General features: G+C 66.6%; 26 protein-coding genes. 18 read left to right on the top strand and 8 right to left on the bottom strand.

Features of this window, described 5'->3' with window-relative positions:
* Nucleotides 1-4: 4 nt before the first annotated feature.
* From EKM57_RS00600 to EKM57_RS00590, 3 genes are all read right to left on the bottom strand, one after another.
* Entirely contained in the window at nucleotides 5-943 is a 939-nt protein-coding gene (locus EKM57_RS00600) for a sulfotransferase domain-containing protein (protein WP_206185240.1), read from the bottom strand.
* A 126-nt stretch (nucleotides 944-1,069) separates the two neighbouring features.
* Nucleotides 1,070-1,465, bottom strand: a complete 396-nt coding sequence (locus EKM57_RS00595) for an iron chaperone (protein ID WP_129790529.1) — start codon at nucleotides 1,463-1,465, stop codon at nucleotides 1,070-1,072.
* A 16-nt stretch (nucleotides 1,466-1,481) separates the two neighbouring features.
* Nucleotides 1,482-3,140: a thiamine pyrophosphate-binding protein gene (locus EKM57_RS00590; RefSeq protein ID WP_129790528.1), complete on the bottom strand. Its 1,659-nt coding sequence runs from the start codon at nucleotides 3,138-3,140 to the stop codon at nucleotides 1,482-1,484.
* Between the two features lie 130 nt (nucleotides 3,141-3,270).
* On the opposite strand from EKM57_RS00590, the gene EKM57_RS00585 reads away from it, so the two are divergent.
* The 15 genes from EKM57_RS00585 to EKM57_RS00515 all read left to right on the top strand — a co-directional run bounded on the left by EKM57_RS00585 (nucleotide 3,271) and on the right by EKM57_RS00515 (nucleotide 14,108).
* Nucleotides 3,271-3,576 carry an SCP2 sterol-binding domain-containing protein gene (locus EKM57_RS00585; RefSeq protein ID WP_165357128.1) on the top strand — a complete coding sequence of 102 codons (306 nt, stop codon included), beginning with the start codon at nucleotides 3,271-3,273 and terminating at the stop codon, nucleotides 3,574-3,576.
* 94 nt (nucleotides 3,577-3,670) lie between these two features.
* On the top strand, nucleotides 3,671-4,378 hold the full coding sequence (locus tag EKM57_RS00580) for a CoA transferase subunit A (protein WP_129790526.1): 708 nt from the start codon (nucleotides 3,671-3,673) through the stop codon (nucleotides 4,376-4,378).
* A gap of 35 nt (nucleotides 4,379-4,413) precedes the next feature.
* The gene (locus EKM57_RS00575) at nucleotides 4,414-5,310 is read left to right on the top strand and encodes a 5'-nucleotidase, lipoprotein e(P4) family (RefSeq protein WP_129790525.1); all 897 of its coding nucleotides are present in this window, start codon (nucleotides 4,414-4,416) and stop codon (nucleotides 5,308-5,310) included.
* A gap of 67 nt (nucleotides 5,311-5,377) precedes the next feature.
* On the top strand, nucleotides 5,378-5,947 hold the full coding sequence (locus EKM57_RS00570) for a hypothetical protein (RefSeq protein WP_129790524.1): 570 nt from the start codon (nucleotides 5,378-5,380) through the stop codon (nucleotides 5,945-5,947).
* A 2-nt stretch (nucleotides 5,948-5,949) separates the two neighbouring features.
* Nucleotides 5,950-6,606 carry a CoA transferase subunit B gene (locus EKM57_RS00565; RefSeq protein WP_129790523.1) on the top strand — a complete coding sequence of 219 codons (657 nt, stop codon included), beginning with the start codon at nucleotides 5,950-5,952 and terminating at the stop codon, nucleotides 6,604-6,606.
* 43 nt (nucleotides 6,607-6,649) lie between these two features.
* Complete coding sequence (locus EKM57_RS00560; protein WP_129791011.1) at nucleotides 6,650-7,639, top strand: NAD(P)-dependent oxidoreductase; 990 nt, start codon at nucleotides 6,650-6,652, stop codon at nucleotides 7,637-7,639.
* A 38-nt stretch (nucleotides 7,640-7,677) separates the two neighbouring features.
* Nucleotides 7,678-8,526 (top strand): N-acyl homoserine lactonase family protein, encoded by an 849-nt coding sequence (locus EKM57_RS00555; protein ID WP_129790522.1) that lies wholly within the window; start codon nucleotides 7,678-7,680, stop codon nucleotides 8,524-8,526.
* Nucleotides 8,523-9,518, top strand: a complete 996-nt coding sequence (locus tag EKM57_RS00550; RefSeq protein ID WP_206185239.1) for an NADPH:quinone oxidoreductase family protein — start codon at nucleotides 8,523-8,525, stop codon at nucleotides 9,516-9,518. Before EKM57_RS00555 ends, EKM57_RS00550 begins: the two co-directional genes overlap by 4 nt.
* Before the next feature lie 92 nt (nucleotides 9,519-9,610).
* The gene (locus EKM57_RS00545) at nucleotides 9,611-9,937 is read left to right on the top strand and encodes a DUF1476 domain-containing protein (RefSeq protein ID WP_129790521.1); all 327 of its coding nucleotides are present in this window, start codon (nucleotides 9,611-9,613) and stop codon (nucleotides 9,935-9,937) included.
* A 7-nt stretch (nucleotides 9,938-9,944) separates the two neighbouring features.
* On the top strand, nucleotides 9,945-10,178 hold the full coding sequence (locus EKM57_RS00540; protein WP_129790520.1) for a BolA family protein: 234 nt from the start codon (nucleotides 9,945-9,947) through the stop codon (nucleotides 10,176-10,178).
* Nucleotides 10,179-10,192: 14 nt separating this feature from the next.
* Nucleotides 10,193-10,519, top strand: coding sequence for a Grx4 family monothiol glutaredoxin (grxD, locus tag EKM57_RS00535; protein ID WP_129790519.1), 327 nt, complete (start codon nucleotides 10,193-10,195; stop codon nucleotides 10,517-10,519).
* A gap of 373 nt (nucleotides 10,520-10,892) precedes the next feature.
* Nucleotides 10,893-11,750: an MBL fold metallo-hydrolase gene (locus tag EKM57_RS00530; RefSeq protein WP_129790518.1), complete on the top strand. Its 858-nt coding sequence runs from the start codon at nucleotides 10,893-10,895 to the stop codon at nucleotides 11,748-11,750.
* The gene (locus EKM57_RS00525) at nucleotides 11,732-12,478 is read left to right on the top strand and encodes a DUF4230 domain-containing protein (RefSeq protein ID WP_129790517.1); all 747 of its coding nucleotides are present in this window, start codon (nucleotides 11,732-11,734) and stop codon (nucleotides 12,476-12,478) included. Before EKM57_RS00530 ends, EKM57_RS00525 begins: the two co-directional genes overlap by 19 nt.
* A gap of 1 nt (nucleotide 12,479) precedes the next feature.
* On the top strand, nucleotides 12,480-13,499 hold the full coding sequence (gene nadA, locus EKM57_RS00520; RefSeq protein WP_129790516.1) for a quinolinate synthase NadA: 1,020 nt from the start codon (nucleotides 12,480-12,482) through the stop codon (nucleotides 13,497-13,499).
* 24 nt (nucleotides 13,500-13,523) lie between these two features.
* Nucleotides 13,524-14,108: a DUF1003 domain-containing protein gene (locus tag EKM57_RS00515; protein ID WP_129790515.1), complete on the top strand. Its 585-nt coding sequence runs from the start codon at nucleotides 13,524-13,526 to the stop codon at nucleotides 14,106-14,108.
* 8 nt (nucleotides 14,109-14,116) lie between these two features.
* Here the strand turns inward: EKM57_RS00515 and EKM57_RS00510 are convergent, their stop codons facing one another.
* Nucleotides 14,117-14,557, bottom strand: a complete 441-nt coding sequence (locus tag EKM57_RS00510; RefSeq protein ID WP_129790514.1) for a DUF6766 family protein — start codon at nucleotides 14,555-14,557, stop codon at nucleotides 14,117-14,119.
* 184 nt (nucleotides 14,558-14,741) lie between these two features.
* On the opposite strand from EKM57_RS00510, the gene EKM57_RS00505 reads away from it, so the two are divergent.
* Together EKM57_RS00505 and nadC are read left to right on the top strand one after the other, a co-directional pair.
* A complete protein-coding gene (locus EKM57_RS00505; RefSeq protein ID WP_129790513.1) occupies nucleotides 14,742-14,996 on the top strand; it encodes a hypothetical protein in 255 nt (84 codons plus the stop codon).
* Between the two features lie 82 nt (nucleotides 14,997-15,078).
* Complete coding sequence (gene nadC, locus EKM57_RS00500) at nucleotides 15,079-15,924, top strand: carboxylating nicotinate-nucleotide diphosphorylase (RefSeq protein WP_129790512.1); 846 nt, start codon at nucleotides 15,079-15,081, stop codon at nucleotides 15,922-15,924.
* A 69-nt stretch (nucleotides 15,925-15,993) separates the two neighbouring features.
* Here the strand turns inward: nadC and EKM57_RS00495 are convergent, their stop codons facing one another.
* Both EKM57_RS00495 and EKM57_RS00490 read right to left on the bottom strand, forming a co-directional pair.
* Entirely contained in the window at nucleotides 15,994-16,437 is a 444-nt protein-coding gene (locus tag EKM57_RS00495; protein ID WP_129790511.1) for a DUF4112 domain-containing protein, read from the bottom strand.
* Between the two features lie 2 nt (nucleotides 16,438-16,439).
* Nucleotides 16,440-17,891, bottom strand: a complete 1,452-nt coding sequence (locus EKM57_RS00490) for an ABC transporter substrate-binding protein (RefSeq protein ID WP_129790510.1) — start codon at nucleotides 17,889-17,891, stop codon at nucleotides 16,440-16,442.
* A 209-nt stretch (nucleotides 17,892-18,100) separates the two neighbouring features.
* Between EKM57_RS00490 and EKM57_RS00485 the strand changes: the two genes are divergently transcribed.
* Complete coding sequence (locus EKM57_RS00485) at nucleotides 18,101-18,358, top strand: hypothetical protein (RefSeq protein ID WP_129790509.1); 258 nt, start codon at nucleotides 18,101-18,103, stop codon at nucleotides 18,356-18,358.
* 147 nt (nucleotides 18,359-18,505) lie between these two features.
* Here EKM57_RS00485 and EKM57_RS00480 read toward each other — a convergent pair whose 3' ends face one another.
* Nucleotides 18,506-19,468 carry a pyridoxal-phosphate dependent enzyme gene (locus EKM57_RS00480; RefSeq protein ID WP_165357125.1) on the bottom strand — a complete coding sequence of 321 codons (963 nt, stop codon included), beginning with the start codon at nucleotides 19,466-19,468 and terminating at the stop codon, nucleotides 18,506-18,508.
* 184 nt (nucleotides 19,469-19,652) lie between these two features.
* Nucleotides 19,653-20,132 carry an Lrp/AsnC family transcriptional regulator gene (locus EKM57_RS00475; RefSeq protein WP_129790507.1) on the bottom strand — a complete coding sequence of 160 codons (480 nt, stop codon included), beginning with the start codon at nucleotides 20,130-20,132 and terminating at the stop codon, nucleotides 19,653-19,655.
* Nucleotides 20,133-20,194: the final 62 nt, after the last annotated feature.

Here is a 20,194-nt window from a genome sequence, read left to right as displayed (position 1 = left end):
CCACTCAGGCGGCGAGATCCCGCGACGGCGCATCCGGAGCGGCGCGGGTGCCGCGGGCGAGCCACTCGGCGCATTCGGGGCCGAGCTTGCGGACCGCCATGCGCTCATAGGAAGCGATCTCCTCGGCCGAAAGCACGTCGCGCCAGCGGCCGTTCACGCCCTTGTTGATGAACGTGCCGGCGCCCTCCTCGAAGATCGCGCCGCCGAGCGGAGCGACGCTGGCGGCATGGCTCTTCATATAGTCGAAGGAGCAATGGTGGAGGATCGTTGGCCAACGCTCTTCGGCGATGTCGCAGCCGAGGAAGCGCGCGATCCGCCGCATCTCGCCTTCCAGGTCGGTCTTGAGGTCGTTGAAGTGGATCAGCAGGATGTTCGGGACCTCGCGTGCCGCCCACCAGGTCGCGATATTCTCCCAATAGGACCAGAAGGGGTAACCGTCTCTCTCGAGCCAGGTGCGGAAATAGCGCCTGATGTCGGGGTCCGGCCGCTCGATTGGCGGCCCGACCCGGCCGGGCGTGTTGTTGATCAGCTCGTAGAAGAGCGGATTGGCGTTGCTGTGGTGATTATAGAAACTCCACACCACGTCGCGGCCGTCCCGGGCGATGTAGAGATATTTGGCGCGCGGCGAGAAGGTGAGGGCATCGAGCGGCAGATGCGTCTTGATGACCCGCCGATGCTGCTGCGCCTCGAGCGTCGCCTTGGTGTCGGGCGGCATGATCCTGAGGTCGAGCCAGGGTGAGATTTCGTGAACCGGAACGCCCTCGGCGCCCGCAAAGATGAGTTGGCTCACGATCTGCTGGGTCCAGGTAGTCCCCGACTTGGCGTAGGTGGCAACGATGACGTCGTCGTCGCGGAAGCGGAAATCGTTCCACGCCGTCGAGTCCATGTGGTGGTTGAACAGTTCGCGCGTCTTGCGCGGCCAGACGAGACGGTCCTGGTCCACGAAAGCTTCTCCCTGAAAAGCGTGAGCGGCCGGGGCCGCACGGAGCGCCTTCCTTCGTCGTGCCAGGTGTCGGGACGATGCCGCGCAGACCGCAAAATTGTGTCGAGCGTTACAGCGCCGCGCTCGCTACGCTCTGCTTCGCGCCGACGGCTTCGCCTGTGCGACCGCGGCCACCTCCTCGGCGCGGAAGGCGGCGAGGCGTCCGATCAGATCCTCGGGAATCGGTGCGTCGTAGGGAAAGCGGATCGTCCCCTTGCTGATCACATAAGGCGAAAGCGCCTCGGCGAAGGCTTCGACCAGCCCGCTGGAGGCCGGATAGATCGAGTAATGCGCCTTCCAGCCCGCGAAGAAGATCAATGTGGTGCCATGCTGGCGGTAGGACGGGATCTGATAGGCGATTCGCTCCTCCGCTTCGGGCAGCGCCTTGCGAATGACCTCTCGCACCTGCTGGAGAATCGACTGCGCTTGTTCCGGCTGGGCGGCGAGATAGTCGTCCACGGATCGAAACTCGGTCCTTGCCACATCATCTCTCCTTCGGTCAGCGGCGCGCTTTCTCCCGGATCTTCGCGATCGTCGTGGCAGCGGTGATCTGCTCGACTTCCGTCTTGAGGTGGAGGAGCTTTACTCCCTGTTCCTGAAGGGCCCGGTCGAGCGCGGGCGCGAAATCCTCGGTCCGCTCGACCGTTTCGGCCCACGCGCCATAGGCGCGAGCCAGGGCCGCGAAGTCCGGGTTGGCCAGGTCGGTTCCGACCACCCGCTCGGGATATTCGCGCTCCTGGTGCATCCGGATCGTTCCGTAGCTGCCATTGTCTATGACCAGGATGAGCAGATTGGCGCCGTATCGGACGGCGGTCGCCATCTCCTGCCCGTTCATCAGGAAATCGCCGTCTCCGGCCACCGCCACCACCTGGCGCTGCGGGCAGCGGAGGGCCGCGGCCACCGCCGCGGGTGGCCCATAGCCCATCGACCCGTTGGTCGGCGCCAGCTGGCTGGGGCAGGGGCCATAATGCCAGAAGCGATGCCACCAGCCTGAAAAATTGCCGGCGCCGTTGCAGATGATCGTGTCGGCGGGCAGCCGTTCGCGCATCGCGGCGACGGCCGAGGCGAGGTCGAGCCGGGCCCCGCTCGGCTTGGGCGTGCTCCAGTCGAGCCAGTCGCGATGCGCTTCGATCCCGTTCGAAAAGTCGATGACTTCCTCTTCCCAGTCGCTGCAAAGCTCGGAGAATTCGAACATGTCGGCGCAGATAGGCAGATCGGTGCGGTAGACGCGTCCCAGCTCTTCCGGATCGGGATGGACGTGGACGAGCAGCTGGTCGGGATGGTCAGGCGTGATCAATGTGTAGCCGTCGGTCGTCGCCTCGCCGAGCCGCGGACCGGCAACGAGCAGGAGGTCGGCCGCCTTGATCCGATCGACCAGCTTCGGGTTCGGCCCGTAGCCGAGATTGCCCGCATAGACCGGGCTGTCGTTCGCGATGGCATCCTGACGCCGGAAGGCGACGGCGACCGGAATGCCGATCCGTTCGGCGAACTCCCGGAAGTGGTTGGATGCCCCGGCGCACCAGCCGGCGCCCCCGACGATCGCGACCGGCGCCACCGCATCCTTGAGCAGGTCCATTAGCGCCCCGACCGCCATCGGATCGGCGGCCTGGCAGAAGCGCGGCACGCGGGGCCGGTCGACCGTCTCCACTTCGTCCCTGAGCATGTCTTCCGGAAGCGCCAGCACGACCGGCCCCGGTCGGCCGGACATCGCCGTCGACCAAGCCCTGGCGACAAATTCGGGGATCCGCCGGGCATCGTCGATCCGCCCGACCCATTTGGCCAGAGGCGCGAAGAAGGCGGCGAAGTCGACCTCCTGGAATCCCTCCCGGTCGCGGTCGCCGCGGGCCACGTCGCCGACGAACAGGATCATCGGCGTCGAATCCTGGAAGGCGACATGGACTCCGATCGCCGCGTTGGTCGCGCCGGGGCCGCGCGTCACGAAGGCGATTCCGGGCCGCCCCGTCAGCTTGCCGTCGGCCTCGGCCATATAGGCGACGCCGCCTTCCTGCCGGCACACGACGAGGTCGATCGCCGGCGTGTCGTGCAGGGCATCGAGGACGGCAAGGAAGCTCTCGCCGGGCACCGTGAAGATGCGGTCGCACCCCTGTGCGACCAGGTTGTCGACCAGGATCCGCCCGCCGCTTCGCTTGTCCGCCATGGCAAGCCCTAAGCACCTCCGCGCGGGGAATCCAATAGGGTTCGTATCCCGCGGGATCGAGGCTCCGCTGTTCGCGCTTGACCGGGAGCTGCGAGGGAGGCCAGTGGGAGGGGACCTCAGTTGGGAGAGAATGAAAATGGAAAAGAGCGAGATGGCGGCCAAGCTCAACGAGGCCAATGCCTTCGTGCCCGGAAAGCGCGTGAAGCTCGACTTCGGCAGCGCGGGCGTGATCATGCTCGACGGCGCTGCCCAGCAGGTCACCGAGGAAGACGGCCCGGCCGACACCGCCATCAAGGTGGAATGGGCCGATTGGTCGGACATCAAGGACGGCAAGCTGGATGCGATGACCGCCTTCATGCAGGGCAAGCTCAAGGTCGAAGGCGACATGTCGAACGCGATGCAGCTGCAGGGCGTGCTTGCGAAGCTGCAGGGCTGACCGGGCCGGTCGAGCGAAGTTGAAACTTGATTCAGGTTCGCTTGACCGCACCCGCCTCGCTTGACTATCGGCTCCCTATCCAAGGGAGCGGTTCATGAAGAAGATCTATCCCGACGCTGCAGCGGCGCTCGACGGCCTCCTGTTCGACGGAATGACCATCTGCGCGGGTGGATTCGGCCTGTGCGGGATCCCGGAACGGCTGATCGACGCGATTCGTGACAGCGGGGTCAAGGACCTGACGGTCGTCTCCAACAATGCGGGGATCGACAATGAGGGCTTGGGAAAGCTGCTGCGGACCCGCCAGATCCGCAAGATGATCTCCTCCTACGTCGGCGAGAATAAGGAGTTCGAGCGGCAATATCTGGCCGGCGAGCTCGAGGTCGAGTTCTGCCCTCAGGGAACGCTCGCAGAACGCTGCCGTGCCGGCGGGGCCGGCATTCCCGGCTTCTACACGAAGACGGGAGTCGGCACGATCGTGGCCGAAGGCAAGGAGCATAAGGATTTTGACGGCGAGACCTACATTTTGGAGCGGGGAATCCGGGCCGACCTGTCCATCGTGAAGGGTTGGCGTGCCGACGAGGCCGGCAATCTCCAGTTCCGCAAGACGACGCGCAACTTCAACCTGCCGATGGCGACGTCGGGCAAGCTGTGCGTCGCCGAGGTCGAGGAGATCGTCCCTGTCGGAACGCTCGACCCGGACTGCATCCATTTGCCGAGCATCTATGCGAAAAGGCTGATTCTCGGCGCGCCTTACGACAAGAAGATCGAGTTCCGCACGACCCGGCAGCGGGAGGCGGCGTGAACGGCAAGCCGTGCTCCGGCGAAAGTCGGCGCCCAGTGCGACTCGGAAACCGGTCCCCCGCCTTCGCCGGAATATTGGCGCTGCTTACGCTTTCCGGCTGCGCGACGGTTCCGGCTTCCACGCCTCGCGCTGCGCCGGCCACCGCCGCCGCGACGACGGTTCCGCCGGCCATGCAGTGGCTCTTTGGATCGGGCGAAGGCGGGACGGCGAGCCTCCAGGCCTATCGTGCCCTGCGCGACCATGTCCTCCGTTCGGCCCGGGCGCGCCCGGCGGACAGCGTGGTTCTTGCCGAGGGCTCGACCTTGGCGAGCCCGCGCTTCGTGCCGTGCGCCCGAAAGCCGCTCGCTGTGATGCTCGACGTCGACGAGACGGCGATCCAGAATCTGGGCTATGAATATGACGAGGCGGTGCGCGGCCGCAGCTTCGATTCCGCTGCCTGGAATCGGTGGGAACGGACCGGCGAACGGTCGGTCGCGCCGATGCCGGGTGCGGTCGAAGCGCTGCGGGCCATCCGCGCCGCCGGTATCGAGGTGATCTTCAACAGCAACCGCCAGGCCGCCAACGCGGCGCACACCGAGGCGGCGCTTGACTTCGCCGGCCTCGGCCCGGCCCGCCACGGCGAGACCTTGTTCCTGCAGGGCGACATCGCGCCGGGATCGGGCAAGGACCCGCGCCGAGCTGCGGTCGCGGGACGCTGGTGCGTGATCGCCATGGCGGGCGACCAACTCGGCGATTTTTCCGACCTCTTCAACGCCCGCACGCTGCCGGTAGGCGAGCGGCGCCGCGCCGCCGTCGAGGGGCCGTTCGCCGGCCTGTGGGGGAATGGCTGGTTCATGCTGTCCAATCCGGTCTACGGCCCCGGCCTGCGTGGCGGCTTCGACGACATTTTCCCGCAGGACCGGCGGTGGTCGGATCCTGGCGAGAGGGAGTGAGATGCGCTTCCGGCGAATCATAGTCGCTGCCGCAGTCATACTGACCTTGACCTCGCCTTTCGCCGCTATGGCGTGGCAGATCCGAGCTCCCACCGATGATGAGGTCGCCAGAATGGGTGGCGACGAATTCCTCCTCAGGCGGGCGATCACCGACGCGATCTTCGGTGACGATGCCATGCGTCAGGAGCTCATGCGAGTCGGCCTGGAGCGTGGCTGTCTCCTGGTCCGCGATGCCCGCCGAGGAGCCATTGACCGCTATTGGCCGGCATTTCGTCAGCATCTGGTGTCAGCGATGCGCGCCATCGTGCCGAGGGAACTCCTGCATGGGCGGTCGACTCCAATCACCCTCGACGGACCCTATCGAACTCGCATCACCCGAGAAATCCAAAGAACGGGGATGGCCGTCTACGAGGATTCCATCCGAGAAACTCGCATCACGCTAGCGAACAGTCTGGCGACAGCGCCCACCGTCCCGCAGCATCTCGCAGCAGGACCTTTTTCGGATTGGCAGCTCGAACGCCGCTCGGCGATCGAGACAGCCTGCGATCTCATGCCAATTTCGGAAGACGTGTCGCCAGAAGCCTTCGAATCGTCGAAGCGGGCGTTCGACCGCTTCAACCGGAGACAAGGAGACTGAACATGCCCTGGGACCGCAACCAGATGGCCGCCCGCGCGGCCAAGGAGCTTCGCGACGGCTATTATGTCAATCTCGGCATCGGCATTCCGACGCTGGTCGCCAACAATATTCCGGCGGGCATGGAGGTGACGCTCCAGTCGGAGAACGGAATGCTCGGCATCGGGCCCTTCCCCTATGACGACGAGGTCGATCCGGACCTCATCAATGCCGGCAAGCAGACGATCAGCGAGCTGCCCTCGTCCAGCTATTTCGATTCCGCCGCCAGCTTCGCGATGATCCGTGGCGGCCATATCGACCTCACCGTGCTCGGCGCGATGGAGGTTTCCGAAGGCGGCGATATCGCCAATTGGATGATTCCCGGAAAAATGGTGAAGGGAATGGGCGGCGCGATGGATCTCGTCGCCGGCGTCAAGAAGATCATCGTCGTCATGGAGCATGTCTCGAAGAACGGCGATCCCAAGTTCATCCCGCAATGCACGCTGCCGCTCACCGGCAAGAACGTGGTCGACATGATCGTCACCGATTTGTGCGTGTTCCAGCGCCCCGACCATGACAGCCCGTTCCGGCTCGTGGAGCTGGCGCCCGAAGTCACCGAGGAGGAAGTGGCGGCGAAGACGACAGCCCGCTACGAAGGGCTGGCTACCCCCGTCCGGGTCTGATGATCGGGGGTGCCTTCTCCCCGGCCCTCCGCGGGAGGCGATGATGCGCATTCTCCTGACCGGCTCGTCCGGCTGGCTCGGCCGTTTCCTGGCCCCGAGGCTGCGCGAGGAAGGGCATGACCTGGTCGGCCTCGACGTCGCTCCCGGTCTTGACACCCATATCCTCGGGTCGGTCGCCGACCGGCCGCTGATCGACCGGATCTTCGCCGAGCGGGGCATCGATGCGGTCATCCATGCCGGCGCGCTGCACAAGCCGGACATCGCCCGCTATCCGGCGCGCGCCTTCGTCGACGTGAACGTCACCGGCACGCTCAACCTGCTCGAGGCGGCCGCGGCCGCAGGCAATGACCGGTTCGTCTTCACGTCGACCACGTCCCTGATGGTCTCGCGCGCGGTGCGGGACGGCAAGGGCGGCGGCGCCCGGCGCGCCGCCTGGATGGACGAGAATTTCGGTCCGCTCGAGCCGCGCAACATCTATGGAATCACCAAGCTGGCCGCTGAACATCTGTGCCGGCTCGCGCACCGGCAGGACGGACTGGCCGTGGTCGTGCTCCGCACCGCTCGGTTCTTCCCCGAGGAGGACGACACCCATCGTCACCTTGACGGTTCCAACATCAAGGCGAACGAATTCCTGAACCGCCGCCTCACCGTCGAGGATGCTGCCGAGGCGCATCTCGCGGCGCTTGCGGGGGCGCCGCGGATCGGGTTCGGCACCTTCGTCGTTTCCGCGCCGACGCCCTTCTCGCCCGACGAGGTGGAGGCGCTGATCGAGGACGCGCCCGCAGTCATCGCCCGTCACTTCCCGCAGGCGGCGGAGCTCTATGCGCGCGCCGGCTGGTCGCTGCCCGCCCATATCGACCGGGTCTACGACCCCGCACGCGCGGAGAGGGAGCTCGGCTTCCGCTGCCGCACCGATTTCGCTGCGGTGCTGGAGGCGCTCGATGGCGGCCGCGATCTGCCTTTCGTCCACGACCCCGGCTATGTCTCGCCGAAGGAACGAGTCCTTGCATGCGAGGATGCGCAGAGGGCATGATCGGGCAAACCGCTCCGCGGAAGCAAAAGGGGGTGAAGATGCGCCTGTTGGGTAGGATGGTGATGCTGGCGCTGCTGGCTCTGGCGAACACGGGACCCGCTTCGGCGCAGCAGGCGACGCCGCCTGAGCTTGCGCTGTGGAGGCTCGACTGCGGCGAGATCGTCATCAACCAATATGGCGCCTTCTTCTCCGATACGTACCAATATCCGGCCGGCCCGAAGACTGTCGTCGGCAGCTGCTATCTCATCCGCCACGGCGATCGTTACATGCTGTGGGACACCGGCCTCACCGATGCGCTGATCGGCGGCGGGTTCAGCAACGCGCAACAGACACTGAGCCTGCGCCGGAGTCTCGTGGACCAGCTGCGTGAGATCGGGGTTCGGCCCGAGCAGATCGAGATTATAGGAATCAGTCACTGGCACTTCGACCATACCGGCCAGGCGCGGCATTTCCCTCAGGCGCGGTTGCTGATGGGGGCCGGCGATCTCGAGCTGCTACGGCTGCCCAGTCCGCCCGATGCGGATTCGGCGGAGGCGCTCGCCCATTGGCTGACCGGCGACGGTAAGGTCCAGGCGCTGACCGCCGATCACGACGTGTTCGGGGATGGCCGCGTCATGTTGCTGAAGACGCCGGGCCACACGCCCGGGCACAATGCACTTCTCGTCCGGCTCGCCTCCGGACCCGTCCTGCTCACCGGCGACATCTATCATTTCACCGAACAGGTCGAGAATCGCGGAGTACCGCCGTTCAATCACGATCGCGCGGATTCGCTCGCAAGCATGGACCGGTTCGATCGAATCGCTCGCAATCTCGGCGCGCGGGTCATCATCCAGCACGAAGCCGCAGACGTCGCCAAGTTGCCGCCGTTCCCGGAAGCGGCGCGATGAAAGCCCTGCTGTCGCGCAGTGCCGGCGGTCCCGACACGCTCGAGTTCAGCGAGGTCGAGGATCCGGTGCCCGGTCCGGGGCAGCTCCTCGTCCGGGCGCGCGCCTGCGCGATCAATTATCCCGACGTGCTGATCATCGAGGACAAATATCAGTCGAGGCCGCCGCGGCCGTTCGCGCCGGGCGGGGAGGTTGCCGGCGAGATCGAGACGGTCGGGGAAGGCGTGACGGGCTGGGCCGAGGGCGACCGGCTGATCGCGATGATCGGCCATGGCGGGCTTGCCGAGAAGGTGCTGGTGCCCGCTGCCTCGGCCCTTGCGCTGCCGCCCGACCGCGGCTTTGAGGAAGGATCCGCGTTGATCCTGACCTACGCGACGACGATTCACGCTTTGCTCGACCGCGGGCGGCTCGAGGAAGGGGAGACCCTGCTCGTGCTCGGCGCTGCGGGCGGGGTCGGGCTCGCTGCGGTCGAGCTTGGCAAGGCTTTCGGCGCACGGGTGATCGCCGCCGTCTCGTCCGAGGAGAAGGCGCAGGCGGCGCGCGAAGCCGGTGCGGACCAAACCCTCGTCTATCCGCGCGGGCCCTTCGACAAGGAAGGCGCCAAGGCCTTGGCTGCTGCCTTCAAGGAAGCGGTCGGGCCGAACGGCGCCGACCTCGTCTACGATCCGGTCGGCGGCGACTATAGCGAGGCGGCGGTTCGAGCGCTCGGTTGGGAGGGGCGCCTGCTCGTGATCGGCTTCCCCGCCGGAATTCCTAGGTTGCCGCTCAATCTCGTGCTGCTGAAGAGCTGCGACCTGCGCGGCGTCTTCTGGGGCGCTTTCGCTGCCCGTGATCCGCAGGCGAATGCCGAACATGTCAGGACTTTGTTCCGGCTCTGGGCGGAAGGGCGGATCGCGCCCCGTGTCAGTCGCACCTGGCCGCTGGAGCGCGGTGCCGAGGCGATCGCCCACATGGCTTCCCGCAAGGCGGTAGGAAAGCTCGTCGTCACCGTGTGACCCTCGGCTCCCAACGCTTCGGAGGCGACAGAGGCCCGTTGCACGCGCGGGTCCCTCCGCCTATCTCAGCAACACATCAGCAAAGGACCGCCATGACCACGTTCGACGACCGCGAGAGGGCATTCGAGAGCAAATATGCCCGCGATCAGGAAATGCAGTTCAAGGTTATTGCGCGCCGTAACCGGCTGCTTGGCCAGTGGGCCGCGAAGAAGATGGGGCTGACCGAGGCGGAAGCCGACGCTTATGCCCGCGACGTCATCCGCGCGGATTTTGAGGAGGCCGGCGACGAGGACGTGATCCGCAAGCTGCTCGGCGACCTGACTTCGGCCGGAGTGGAGGTCGATGAAGCGGCGATCCGCCAGGCGCTCGAGCATAAGACGGTGGAGGCGCGGCGCCACTTCATCGAAGTGCAGAGCTGAGACGAACATGCCGATGCCGGCCGACGAGATAGAGACCCTGATCCGCCAGGGCATTCCCGATGCGAGGGTCGAGATCGTCGACCTGGCCGGCGACGGCGACCATTATGAAGCGCGCGTGGTCGCCGAAAGCTTCAGGGGGCTGCCGCGCGTCAGGCAGCACCAGCGTGTCTACGAGGCGCTGGGCGGCCGGATGGGCACCGAGCTTCATGCGCTGAAGCTCACCACCGCCGTGCCGGAATGAAGGAGTATTCGGAAATGACCGACGCAAGCCAGCGCATTGACGAGATTGTAAAGAATAACGACGTCGTTCTGTTCATGAAGGGAACGGCCTTGTTTCCGCAATGCGGCTTTTCGAGCCGCGCCATCGCGATCCTGGACCATCTCGGCGTGCCGTTCGAAACGGTGGACGTGCTCCAGGATCCGGAGATCCGACAAGGCATCAAGGCCTATTCGGACTGGCCGACCATTCCCCAGCTCTACGTGAAGGGCGAGTTCGTCGGCGGTTCGGACATCATGATGGAGATGTTCGAGGCAGGCGAACTGCAGCAGCTCATCGACGAGAAGCAGATCGCCAAGGCCTGACCGCCCGGCCGCCTGTGTCACGGCAGCCTGCGCCGTTCGTCCTCCCGACCAAGGCCGGCCGCGGCGGAGCTTCGGCGCCCACGCTTTATCTGGAAGGGCATCTCAGCTGAAAAAATTAAGGGCGGGCCGCGCGACCGGAAAGTGCGCTAGCCCGCCCAATGAGTGGAACTGTGGACGCGGACAATCTTACACGCTCCGTGCCAGTCAATGCAAGTCGCAGAAAACCGCTGCTTTTCAAGGTGAACGTGAATTTACCTTTGCCGGTGGTGTAAGAGATGCCGACACCCGGCGCGCGTTCAGGCGCGGCGCCGAATCGGGGCGGGCGGATCGCTGCCCTTGACCGGGGCGGCGACGGCGGCGCATCGCTCGCGCGATGGACGCTGCCCCTCATGATCGCGCCGAAGAGGTCGCGCCGGGCGTAGCCCGGCTGCTCGCCGACAATCCGTCGCCTTTCACCTTCACCGGTACCCAGACCTATCTGATCGGCACCCGCGAGGTAGCAGTGATCGATCCGGGACCGGATCTCGAGGCGCATGTCGAGGCAATTCTAGCCGCCACACGCGGGCGACGGATCGCGGCGATACTGTGCACCCACACCCATCGCGACCATAGTCCGGCCAGCCGGCCGCTCGCCGCCGCGACCGGCGCGCCGATCGTCGGTTGCGCGCCGCTGGCGATCGACGATGAAGGGCCGCGCGCCGATGCGGCCTTCGACTTCGATTATCGGCCCGATCGAGTCCTCGGCGAGGGCGAAAGGCTGGAAGGGGAGGGATGGGCGCTCGATGCCGTGGCGACGCCGGGCCATACTTCCAACCATCTCTGCTTCGCACTTGCCGGAACGGGAATCCTCTTCACCGGCGATCATGTGATGGGCTGGTCGACGACGGTCGTATCGCCGCCCGATGGAGACATGACCCTGTATATGGAGAGCCTCGATCGGCTGCGCGTCCGCGACGACCGGCTCTATCTTCCCGCCCACGGACCCGCCGTCGACAATCCGCAGGCCCATGTCCGCGCGCTGGTGGGCCATCGCCGGATGCGCGAGAAGCAGATCATCGCCCGGCTGGAGGCGGGGGAGGGCCGGATCTCCGCAATGGTCGAGGCGATGTATCGCGAGGTCGACCCGCGACTGCATCCGGCAGCGGCGCGATCGGTGCTCGCCCATCTCATCGACCTGGAGCGGCGCGGCCTGGTGCGCTCGGAGGGTGAGGAATGGGCGCTCGCCGGCTGAGGTTGCTGCTCCTCGTTCCGCCGCTCCTTGCCTTGCTGCTCGGCGCCCTCATCGGCTTCGCTCTGCGTCCGCGCGAAGAGCCTCCGGCCGAGGTGCCTATGACGGCGGCGGTGCCCGACGCGGCCGCAATCGCTGACGTCGCCTTGCTCTCGGTAAGGGATCAGGGCCGACTCACGACCTTCGTCGGCCGCTTCGTCGCGGTGGTTACCGCCCGTGAGACCCGGCTCGGCCTCACCGCCCGCAAGACCCTGATCATGCCTGGGACCGTCCGCTACGGCGTCGACCTGGCGCGCCTGCGCCGCGAAAACCTGGCTTGGGACTCGGCTACGCGGACACTCACCGTGACCCTGCCCCCTCTTGAAATTTCGGGGCCGGACATCGATTTCGGTCGAGTTCGGGAATATTCGGAAGGCGGCATCGTCTTGGCGCTCACCGATGCCGAACGGACGCTCGATCAGGCCAACCGCCGGAGCGCCCGGGAAGAGTTGATGCGCCAGGCCCGTGAACGGACGCCGATGGAGCTGGCGCGAGAAACGGCGATGCGGGTCGTGGCGAGGAGTTTCGCCATTCCGCTTCGCACTGCGGGGATTGACGCCAGCGTGGCAGTACGGTTCGTAGACCCGGCAGGGCAAGAGGTAGGCGTCTTCCTCGATAGGCCGCGGCGCGTCGACGAGGCCGTGCGGGACAGGCAGGCGGGCGGCCGGCCCGCGCTGCGAACGGGGAATTGACATGAACGCACCCAATCTCACCCTCAAGGGCCTTGATCTCCGCGCGGAGATCGACCGGCTTCGCAAGGAGCGCAACGCGGTCATTCTCGGCCATTATTATCAGACGCCGGAGATCCAGGATCTGTCCGACTTCGTCGGCGACAGCCTCGATCTGGCACGCAAGGCGCAGGCGACCGATGCCGACGTGATCGCCTTCTGCGGAGTGCGCTTCATGGCCGAGACCGCCAAGATCCTGTCGCCGGACAAGATCGTCGTCCTGCCCGACATGGACGCCGGCTGCAGCCTGGAGGACAGCTGCCCGCCCGATCAGTTCAAGGCGTTCCGGGAAGCCCATCCGGACCATATCGCGCTCACCTACATCAACAGCTCGGCCGAGGTGAAAGCGCTCTCCGACATCATCGTCACCAGCTCGTCCGCGGAGACGATCCTCAGCCAGATCCCGAAGGACCAGAAGATCATCTTCGGTCCCGACAAGCATCTCGGCGGCTGGCTCGCTCGCAAGACCGGCCGCGACATGCTGCTCTGGCCGGGCGTCTGCATCGTCCACGAGGCCTTTTCGGAGACCGAGCTGCTCAAGCTCAAGGCGCAGCATCCCGGCGCGCCTGTGCTCGCTCATCCCGAATGCCCGGCGCACATTCTCGACCATGCCGACCATGTCGGATCGACGTCGAGCATCCTCAGCTTCGCGCTTGCCTCGCCGTCGCCGGTGCAGATCGTCGCGACCGAGCCGCACATCATCCACCAGATGGAGAAAGCGGCGCCCGGGAAGACGTTCATCGGCGCCCCCGGAGCCGACGGCAACTGCAACTGCAACATGTGCCCCTACATGGCGCTCAACACTCTGGAGAAGCTCTACGTCGCCCTGCGCGACCTCCAGCCCCGCATCGAGATAGAGGAGGGGCTCCGTCTCGCCGCGAAGACGTCGCTCGACCGGATGCTCGAAATGGCCGCCCATACGGTTGGAAAGGGTGATGTCGGACGTCCGGTGTTCGCCGGGGATCATGCTGCCGCGGCAACATAAGGACCGTCCCAGCGTTGCCGGAGAATGCCGGCCGACTTCCAGCCGTTCCGATCCGACCCCCCGGCCGATGGAGGGCCGACGCTCCCTTCGCCGGGCCCGGAAAGCCTGAACCGGGCGCTGCTTCGCAACATCGGTGCGATGCGCGACCGTCGGCGCGCCGAGCAGGCAAGGGCCCCGCTCGAGGAGAGGCTGGCCGGCGCCATCACCCGATTCACCGGGAGCATGCGCTTCGTTTACCTGCACCTGGTGGTCTACGGCGTCTGGATCCTCGCCAACCTGGGCTGGGTGCCGGGCCTCTCGCCATGGGATCCCACTTTCGTAATGCTCGCCATGGTCGCCTCCGTCGAGGCGATCTTCCTGTCCACCTTCGTCTTGATAAGCCAGAACCGGATGATGGCAGCCGCCGACCGCCGCGACGATCTCGATCTCCAGATCAACCTCCTGGCCGAGCATGAAGTGACGAGGCTGGTTCGCATGGTCCATGCGATCGGCGAGCGGCTCGGAATCAAGGATGCCGCCGACGAGGAGGTGACGGAGCTCGAGCGGGACGTCGCGCCCGAGGCGGTCCTCGACGTCATCGACGAGACGGGGGGATCCACTTCCCCGTGAACCGCTTCCTATCCGGCGGCGACGTGCTTCACGTCGCTTCCGCTCTTGCTCGCCACGTCGCTGTCGTGCCCGTGCGGGTGCGCATGTCCGCCGGTCCGCATGTAATGGCGGTCGATGCGTTCGATCAGCGCCTGCGCATCGGCGCCGCCATTGATCCGAAGCAGGGCGTCCACCTTGGCCTCCAGCCGGTCGTCATTCTCCTTCGACGAGGGCGAGCCCACATAGAGGAAATAAGCCAGGCCGACGACCTGCCAGATCAGCTGGAGGAACTCGGACTGCCAGTTCTCGAACGTGTCCCGCCCCATCTCGACGAGATAGGAGGTCATTTCGGGCGACTGGCCATGCTGCGAGGCCTCGTCGAGATAGGCGTACCAGCCGAACAGCCAATGCAGGCCGATCGACACCAGGAAAAAGGTAAGGGTTATCCACAGATAGGCGTATCTCTTCATGTCGCGTCTCCAGAACGGTCGCTACGTTCGCGCTCCGAAACGAACCGGCGCCGTTCCGGTTGCCCACGTGCCAATCTCGATCTGGAGGGCCATGCGGCTGGACGAGTTTCTGCCCGGTCGAAACGCCGGAACCGCCCTTCAAAGGGCGCGTTCCAACGAACGTTAAGGTCTCGAAAGGGTGTGCGTGCGGAAGGTGTTGGACGACGAGCGATCCTATTTTAGGATTCGCGCCGAGCAGGAGATCAGGGCCGCCCAAGCCGCCAGCCACCCCGAGGCGGCGCGGGCCCATTATATGATGGCCGGCTATTATCTCGACCTGGCGCACAATCCGGAAGCCGCCGCTCCTCCGCCGCCTTTTCCACCGCGTCTGCAGCCGGTGCGTCAGGCAAAGCCGGATTTCCGGCCGGTCCAGGTCGCCGCGTCGGCGGTTGCGGCCTGAGCCTGGCCACGGCAGCCTTTGAGCCGAGCGGGCAAGCGAGAGGCGCTTCCACCACCCGTGATCAGGCACTAAGCGCTCAAGCGTGACCTTCCGCCTCGACCGCTTCGATCTCGACCGATTCGTCGCCGACACGCTTGCCGAAGATCTCGGCGATCATGGCGACATCACTTCTTCCGCCGTGATTCCGGCCGAAGCGCGTTTCTCGGGAGTCATGCGCAGCCGGGAGCCGATCGTTGTGGCCGGCCTGCCCGTCGCCGAGGGATTCTTCCGGGCGCTGGATCCCGAAGCGTTCATCGAGCGCCGGGTCGAGGACGGAGCGACGGCGGAGATGGGCGACGTCCTGCTCCGGGTGGAGGGCCGGGCCCGCGCATTGCTCACCGCGGAGCGCTCGGCGCTGAACACGCTCCAGCATCTATCCGGGGTCGCCACCTCGACGCGCGGCTATGTCGAGGCGATCGCCGGCACCGGCGCCGTGCTGCTCGACACGCGCAAGACCATTCCCGGTCTTCGTCTACTGGAAAAATATGCCACCCGGATGGGTGGCGCGCAGAACCACCGAATGAGGCTCGACGACGCCGCGATGATCAAGGACAATCATGTCGCGGTGGCCGGCGGCGTCGCCGAGGCGGTATCCCGGGCGGTCGAGGCTGGGATCGCTCGGATCATCGTCGAGGTCGACCGCATCGACCAGATCGAGCCGGCCATCGCCGCCGGCGCGACCCATTTGCTGCTCGACAATATGGGCGTGGCCGCCTTGCGCGAGGCGGTGGCGATGGTCGCCGGACGGGTGCCCACGGAAGCGAGCGGCGGCGTGACTCTCGAAACGATCCGCGAGACGGCGGCGACCGGAGTCACTTACGTGTCTGTCGGTCGGATCACCCAGTCCGCGCCCGCCGTCGACATCGGGCTGGATCTCGCAGCGGTGTGAACGCGGCGGCTTCGCGCTTGATATTCCGCAACTGAAATGCCGGAATTGAAGCCTCGGATCCAGGCCCCGTCAGACCTCCCGACGCTCGAGCACCTCGCCTTCGATGGTGGGCGCCTCGGGATGGTGCTTGTCGAGCCAGCGCTTGACGATGCGGACGTTGCGCGTGTTCGACCTGAACAGTACGTCGAAGGCGTCGCCGAGCAGCGGCACCGCTCCGACCACGGTATCGAAGGCGATGTTGCCGGTCATCCGCGCGATATGGAATTTGGACATCCCGAGGTTGCGGGCTTCCCAGATCATCCAGGCGCCCAGCGCTGCCGCGATCAGGTCGCCGATCACCGGGACCAGGCCTAGGATGGCATCCAGGCCGATCCGGCGGCTGGTTCCGGGCACCGCGAAGGCGCGCTCGAGGAGGGCCTCGACCGCCACGATACGGCGCCGCACCGACGCCGGGTCCCGCCCGATCGGCAGGTCCCTTGCGACACGCTCGAAATCCTTGGGACTGATCGCCATGGTCAGAACTCCTGTGCGATCAGTGTGCCGGCGGGGTGGTGCGCGAACGGATTGGGCCTGAATCCGGTCAGCCGGGGCGCGACGAGCGACCAGCGGACCGGCGTCGTGAGCGGAATGTAGGGGGTGAGTCCGGTCAGGACTCGCTCGGCAAGGTTGAGCTGCATGCGCCGCTGCGCGGTGGTCGGCGCCATCCGTGCCGCTTCGAGCGCCGCGTCGGCCTCGGCATCGCAGACCGGCCCTGCCTCGCAGGTGAAGCGTCGGAAATACCAGCTGGAGAGCCGCGCGGGCGCTACGGCGTCTACCAGCCTCAGCTCCGCCGTCTCGTCGGGACCCACGCGTTCCGCCTCGATCCCGATCAGCCGCCAGTCCCGCCGCAAGTGCGCGAACAGGAGCCGGTAGCCCGGCTCGTCGGGCATCGCGACGCGTATCCTGGGTCGGGCTTCGAGAGCGGCTATGGTGCGTGCGGCGAGTTCGCGACGCATCGGCATGGACGACAGCGCCCAGACCGGCAGGACCGGCCGCGGCGCGTCTCCGGTGATCGGCGGAAGGATCGATGTGATCGGCTGGAGCGTCGGCACCGCGAGGGCCGAGACCAGCGACTCGCGATCGACCGCCATGCTCATCGCGGCACGAACGGCCGGATCGGCGAGTGGCCCCTCGGCAGATCGGAACTCCAGCCCGAGCAGGCCGGCCGCCGGATCGAACTGGAGCTGTCCGCCGTCGGCGCCTGCGGCGCGGGGAAGAGGGAGCGTTCCGATCGTGCCGCCGGTTACCAGGTCGGCTTCGCCTTGGACGAAGCGCGCAACGGCCGTGGCAGCCGCCTCGCCGCGCAGCAGGATTTCCGAAAGTCGGACCGTCTCTTCCTCCTCCTCGCCCTGGATCGCAACGAGGCGCACCACGCCGTCCTCCGCTTCGGCGACCCTGTAGGGACCGGTGCCGCCGCCATCGACCATGATCGCGAATTCGGGCTGCGCGAGCAGGTGCAGCAGGTTGGGCCGCGGCCCCTGCAGACTGATCTCGAGCACCTGGTCGGTCATCGCCTCGACTTCGGCGATGGCGCCGAGCACCGGCTTGAGCGGGTTGCGGCTGGCACGGCTCGCCGCCGCAAGCAGCCGTGCCGTAACCTGCTCCGCGGTCACCCGGCTCCCGTCTGCCCACGTGGCCTGTCGGATTCTGAACGTGTAGCGTAGCCCGTCGTCCGAGACGATCCAGCTCTGCGCCAGCGCCGGCTCGACTTCGCCCGAGGCATCGAGGCGCACCAGGCCTTGGGCCGTCGCTTCGAGGAGGAAAGCCGATGCGGCGTCCATCGGCTGCAGGTTCGGATTGACCATTTCGGGCGGCGCTCCGATGGCGCTCACCCGCAATGGTCCAGTCGCCCTTTCCTCGCACCCGGAAAGCGCGAAGGCCGAGGCGAAAAGGGCGAAGGGGACCAGGCATCGGAACGGCATGGTCATTCAATAGAGGGCCTGTCTCGCGATTTCGACCCGGTGCGGAGATATTCGACGCCACGCCCGAACCGACCGGGCGTTTTACGGCTCCTTCACCAGTTCGCGCGTAAAAGTCCGCAATGGACTGGAACCCGCCGTCTAGGCCCGATGCGCCCGACCGGGACCCCGCGTACAAGTCGCGGCGCTCGCCACGCACGCCTGTCGCGGGGAACGCCGTGCTACGCTCCGGCGACCGCTACGATGTCGAGGTGCGCGTGCGGAATGTCTCCACCTGCGGTTTCATGGCCGAATGTGCCGTTCCGGTGCGGATCGGCAGCTACGTCACCCTGGACGTCCCGGGGATCGGCCCCGTCCATGCCCAGGTTCGTTGGCAGATCGGATTGACGATGGGGGGCATGTTCCTCGATCCGATCAGCCTCGAGAGCTGCGAATGGACGGCAACCAGGGCGGACCCGCCAATCGCCGGCTCCTGAGCGGCGCTTTGCCACGGCTTCGCTGGAGAAGCCGCAGGGCCGTTCGCTCCTTGTTCCGCTCTAGGTCGCCGGGGTCGGGCGACCAGCTCGCGCTCCTGGAGCAGCCTCGCGCCGCCGGCTTTGGCCGCGCCCTCCTGCCGAACGGCTTCAGGCCGGCGCGCCTTCCGTCGCGACGATGAGCACACGGCTATCGTTCGCCAGCTCGAACGCGTTACGCAGCCGGGGGCTATGCGCGACCATGGCGAGCCCCGCGAGGCCGGCTGCGCCCGAAGGGGAGGTGAGGGGGCCTCCACCCGCCAGCAAGGTGCCGACCGCACTTTGAAGCGCCGGTTCTCCCACACAGATCGAATCGACGGCGTGGCGCAGCAGGATCTCCAGCGCGGGCGCCGAGGCAAGGCCGCAGGACAGCATCTCCGCGCAGCTGAGGAGGTCTCCGCCGATACGGACGGGCTTGCCCGTGGCGAGGCCCGCGGCCACACAGGCGGCGTTCTCCGGCTCGACGACGATGATTTTGCCCGGTGCGGCCATTTGTCCGCGCAGGCCCTCCGCCATGGCTGCCGCCAGCCCGCCGACGCCGGCCTGGACGAAGAGGTGGGTCGGCGGCAGGGGAAGCTGGTCCGACAGCTCCATGCAGATCCGGCCATAGCCCTCCATCACCTCCGCGACCGCCGGTTCGTAGGCCCGGCTGGTCGTGTCCGGCACCAGGAGCCCTTCGCCGGCCTCCGCCGCGGCCGCCGCCATGTCCACCGCATCGTCGTAGCTGCCTTCGATCCAGACGACCTCGCCGCCTATGGCTTCGATACGGGTCGCGCGCTGCACCGAGGCGTGTCGCGGAAGATAGATGCGGGCGTTGGCGCCGGCACGCTGTGCCGCGGCCGCCACGGCGAGCCCGTGATTTCCGTCGCTCGCGCAGATCAAGACCGAACGATCGCCGCCCGCCCGGGCGAGCGCCCTTAGCCCCGCCAGCATCCCGCCGAGCACCTTGAAGTTGCCGAGTGGGCGCGTGCCCTCATCCTTGACGAAGACGCGCTCGACCTGGGCTTGCCGCGCCAGCCGCGGCAGGTCGAGGAGCGGGCTCGCGGCGAATTCGAGTTCGTTCAATTCGTCCATGCGCCCATTCTGCATCATCGTCCCGCCGCCGGGCCGCAAATTATGCCGAGCGGTTGCGGGGATTGCGCGGTGGAGTCCCCTGCCGCGGTGAAAAGCCGTTCCACGAGGCGCCCAATGTCCCGGTCGGCGTGCGGGACTGCCGCTGGCCGGCCATCTCGGCACCGGGTCCGCCTTTCGTGAGCGGCTAGCCTCGGTCGTCCTCCACCGGCAAGGGTATCGACAGACCGCGCTTCACCACCCCCAGCGCGACATTGGTCGTGAACCTCTTCACGTTCGGATTGTCGCTGACCAGGCGCGACATCAGCGCGTCATAGGCTTCGGTGTCCGGGACGGTCACGATGATGACGAAATCGGCCTCTCCCGTCACGTAGAAGGCCTGCTGCACATGGGGCTCGCGCGACAGCCATCGGCGAAGCTCGATCAGCAGCTCGGGTCGTTCGCGCTCCACCTGGAGAGAGACGACGAAGAAGGTCGGCCGGCCGACCTTGCGCGGGTCCAGCACGGCGCACTGGCGCTGGATCACGCCTTCTTCCCGCAGGCGCTTCAGCCGTCTCTGGATCGCAGAGGGAGAAAGGTTCACGTCTTGCGCCAGGCGCTCCGCGGTCTGCCCGGCATCGTCCTGCACCAGATTGAGCAGCTCGCGGTCGAAGCGGTCGAGTTGCATGCGAAGATCCTCGTGATGGGCCGTGCAATCGCGGAATTTCGGCGCAAAACCCGCAAAGCTTG

It is taken from the genome of Sphingosinicella sp. CPCC 101087, assembly GCF_004151485.1.
Taxonomy (GTDB): Bacteria; Pseudomonadota; Alphaproteobacteria; order Sphingomonadales; family Sphingomonadaceae; genus Allosphingosinicella.
Note: the sequence above shows the minus strand (reverse complement) of the source record. Positions and strands in the feature narration are given on the sequence as shown.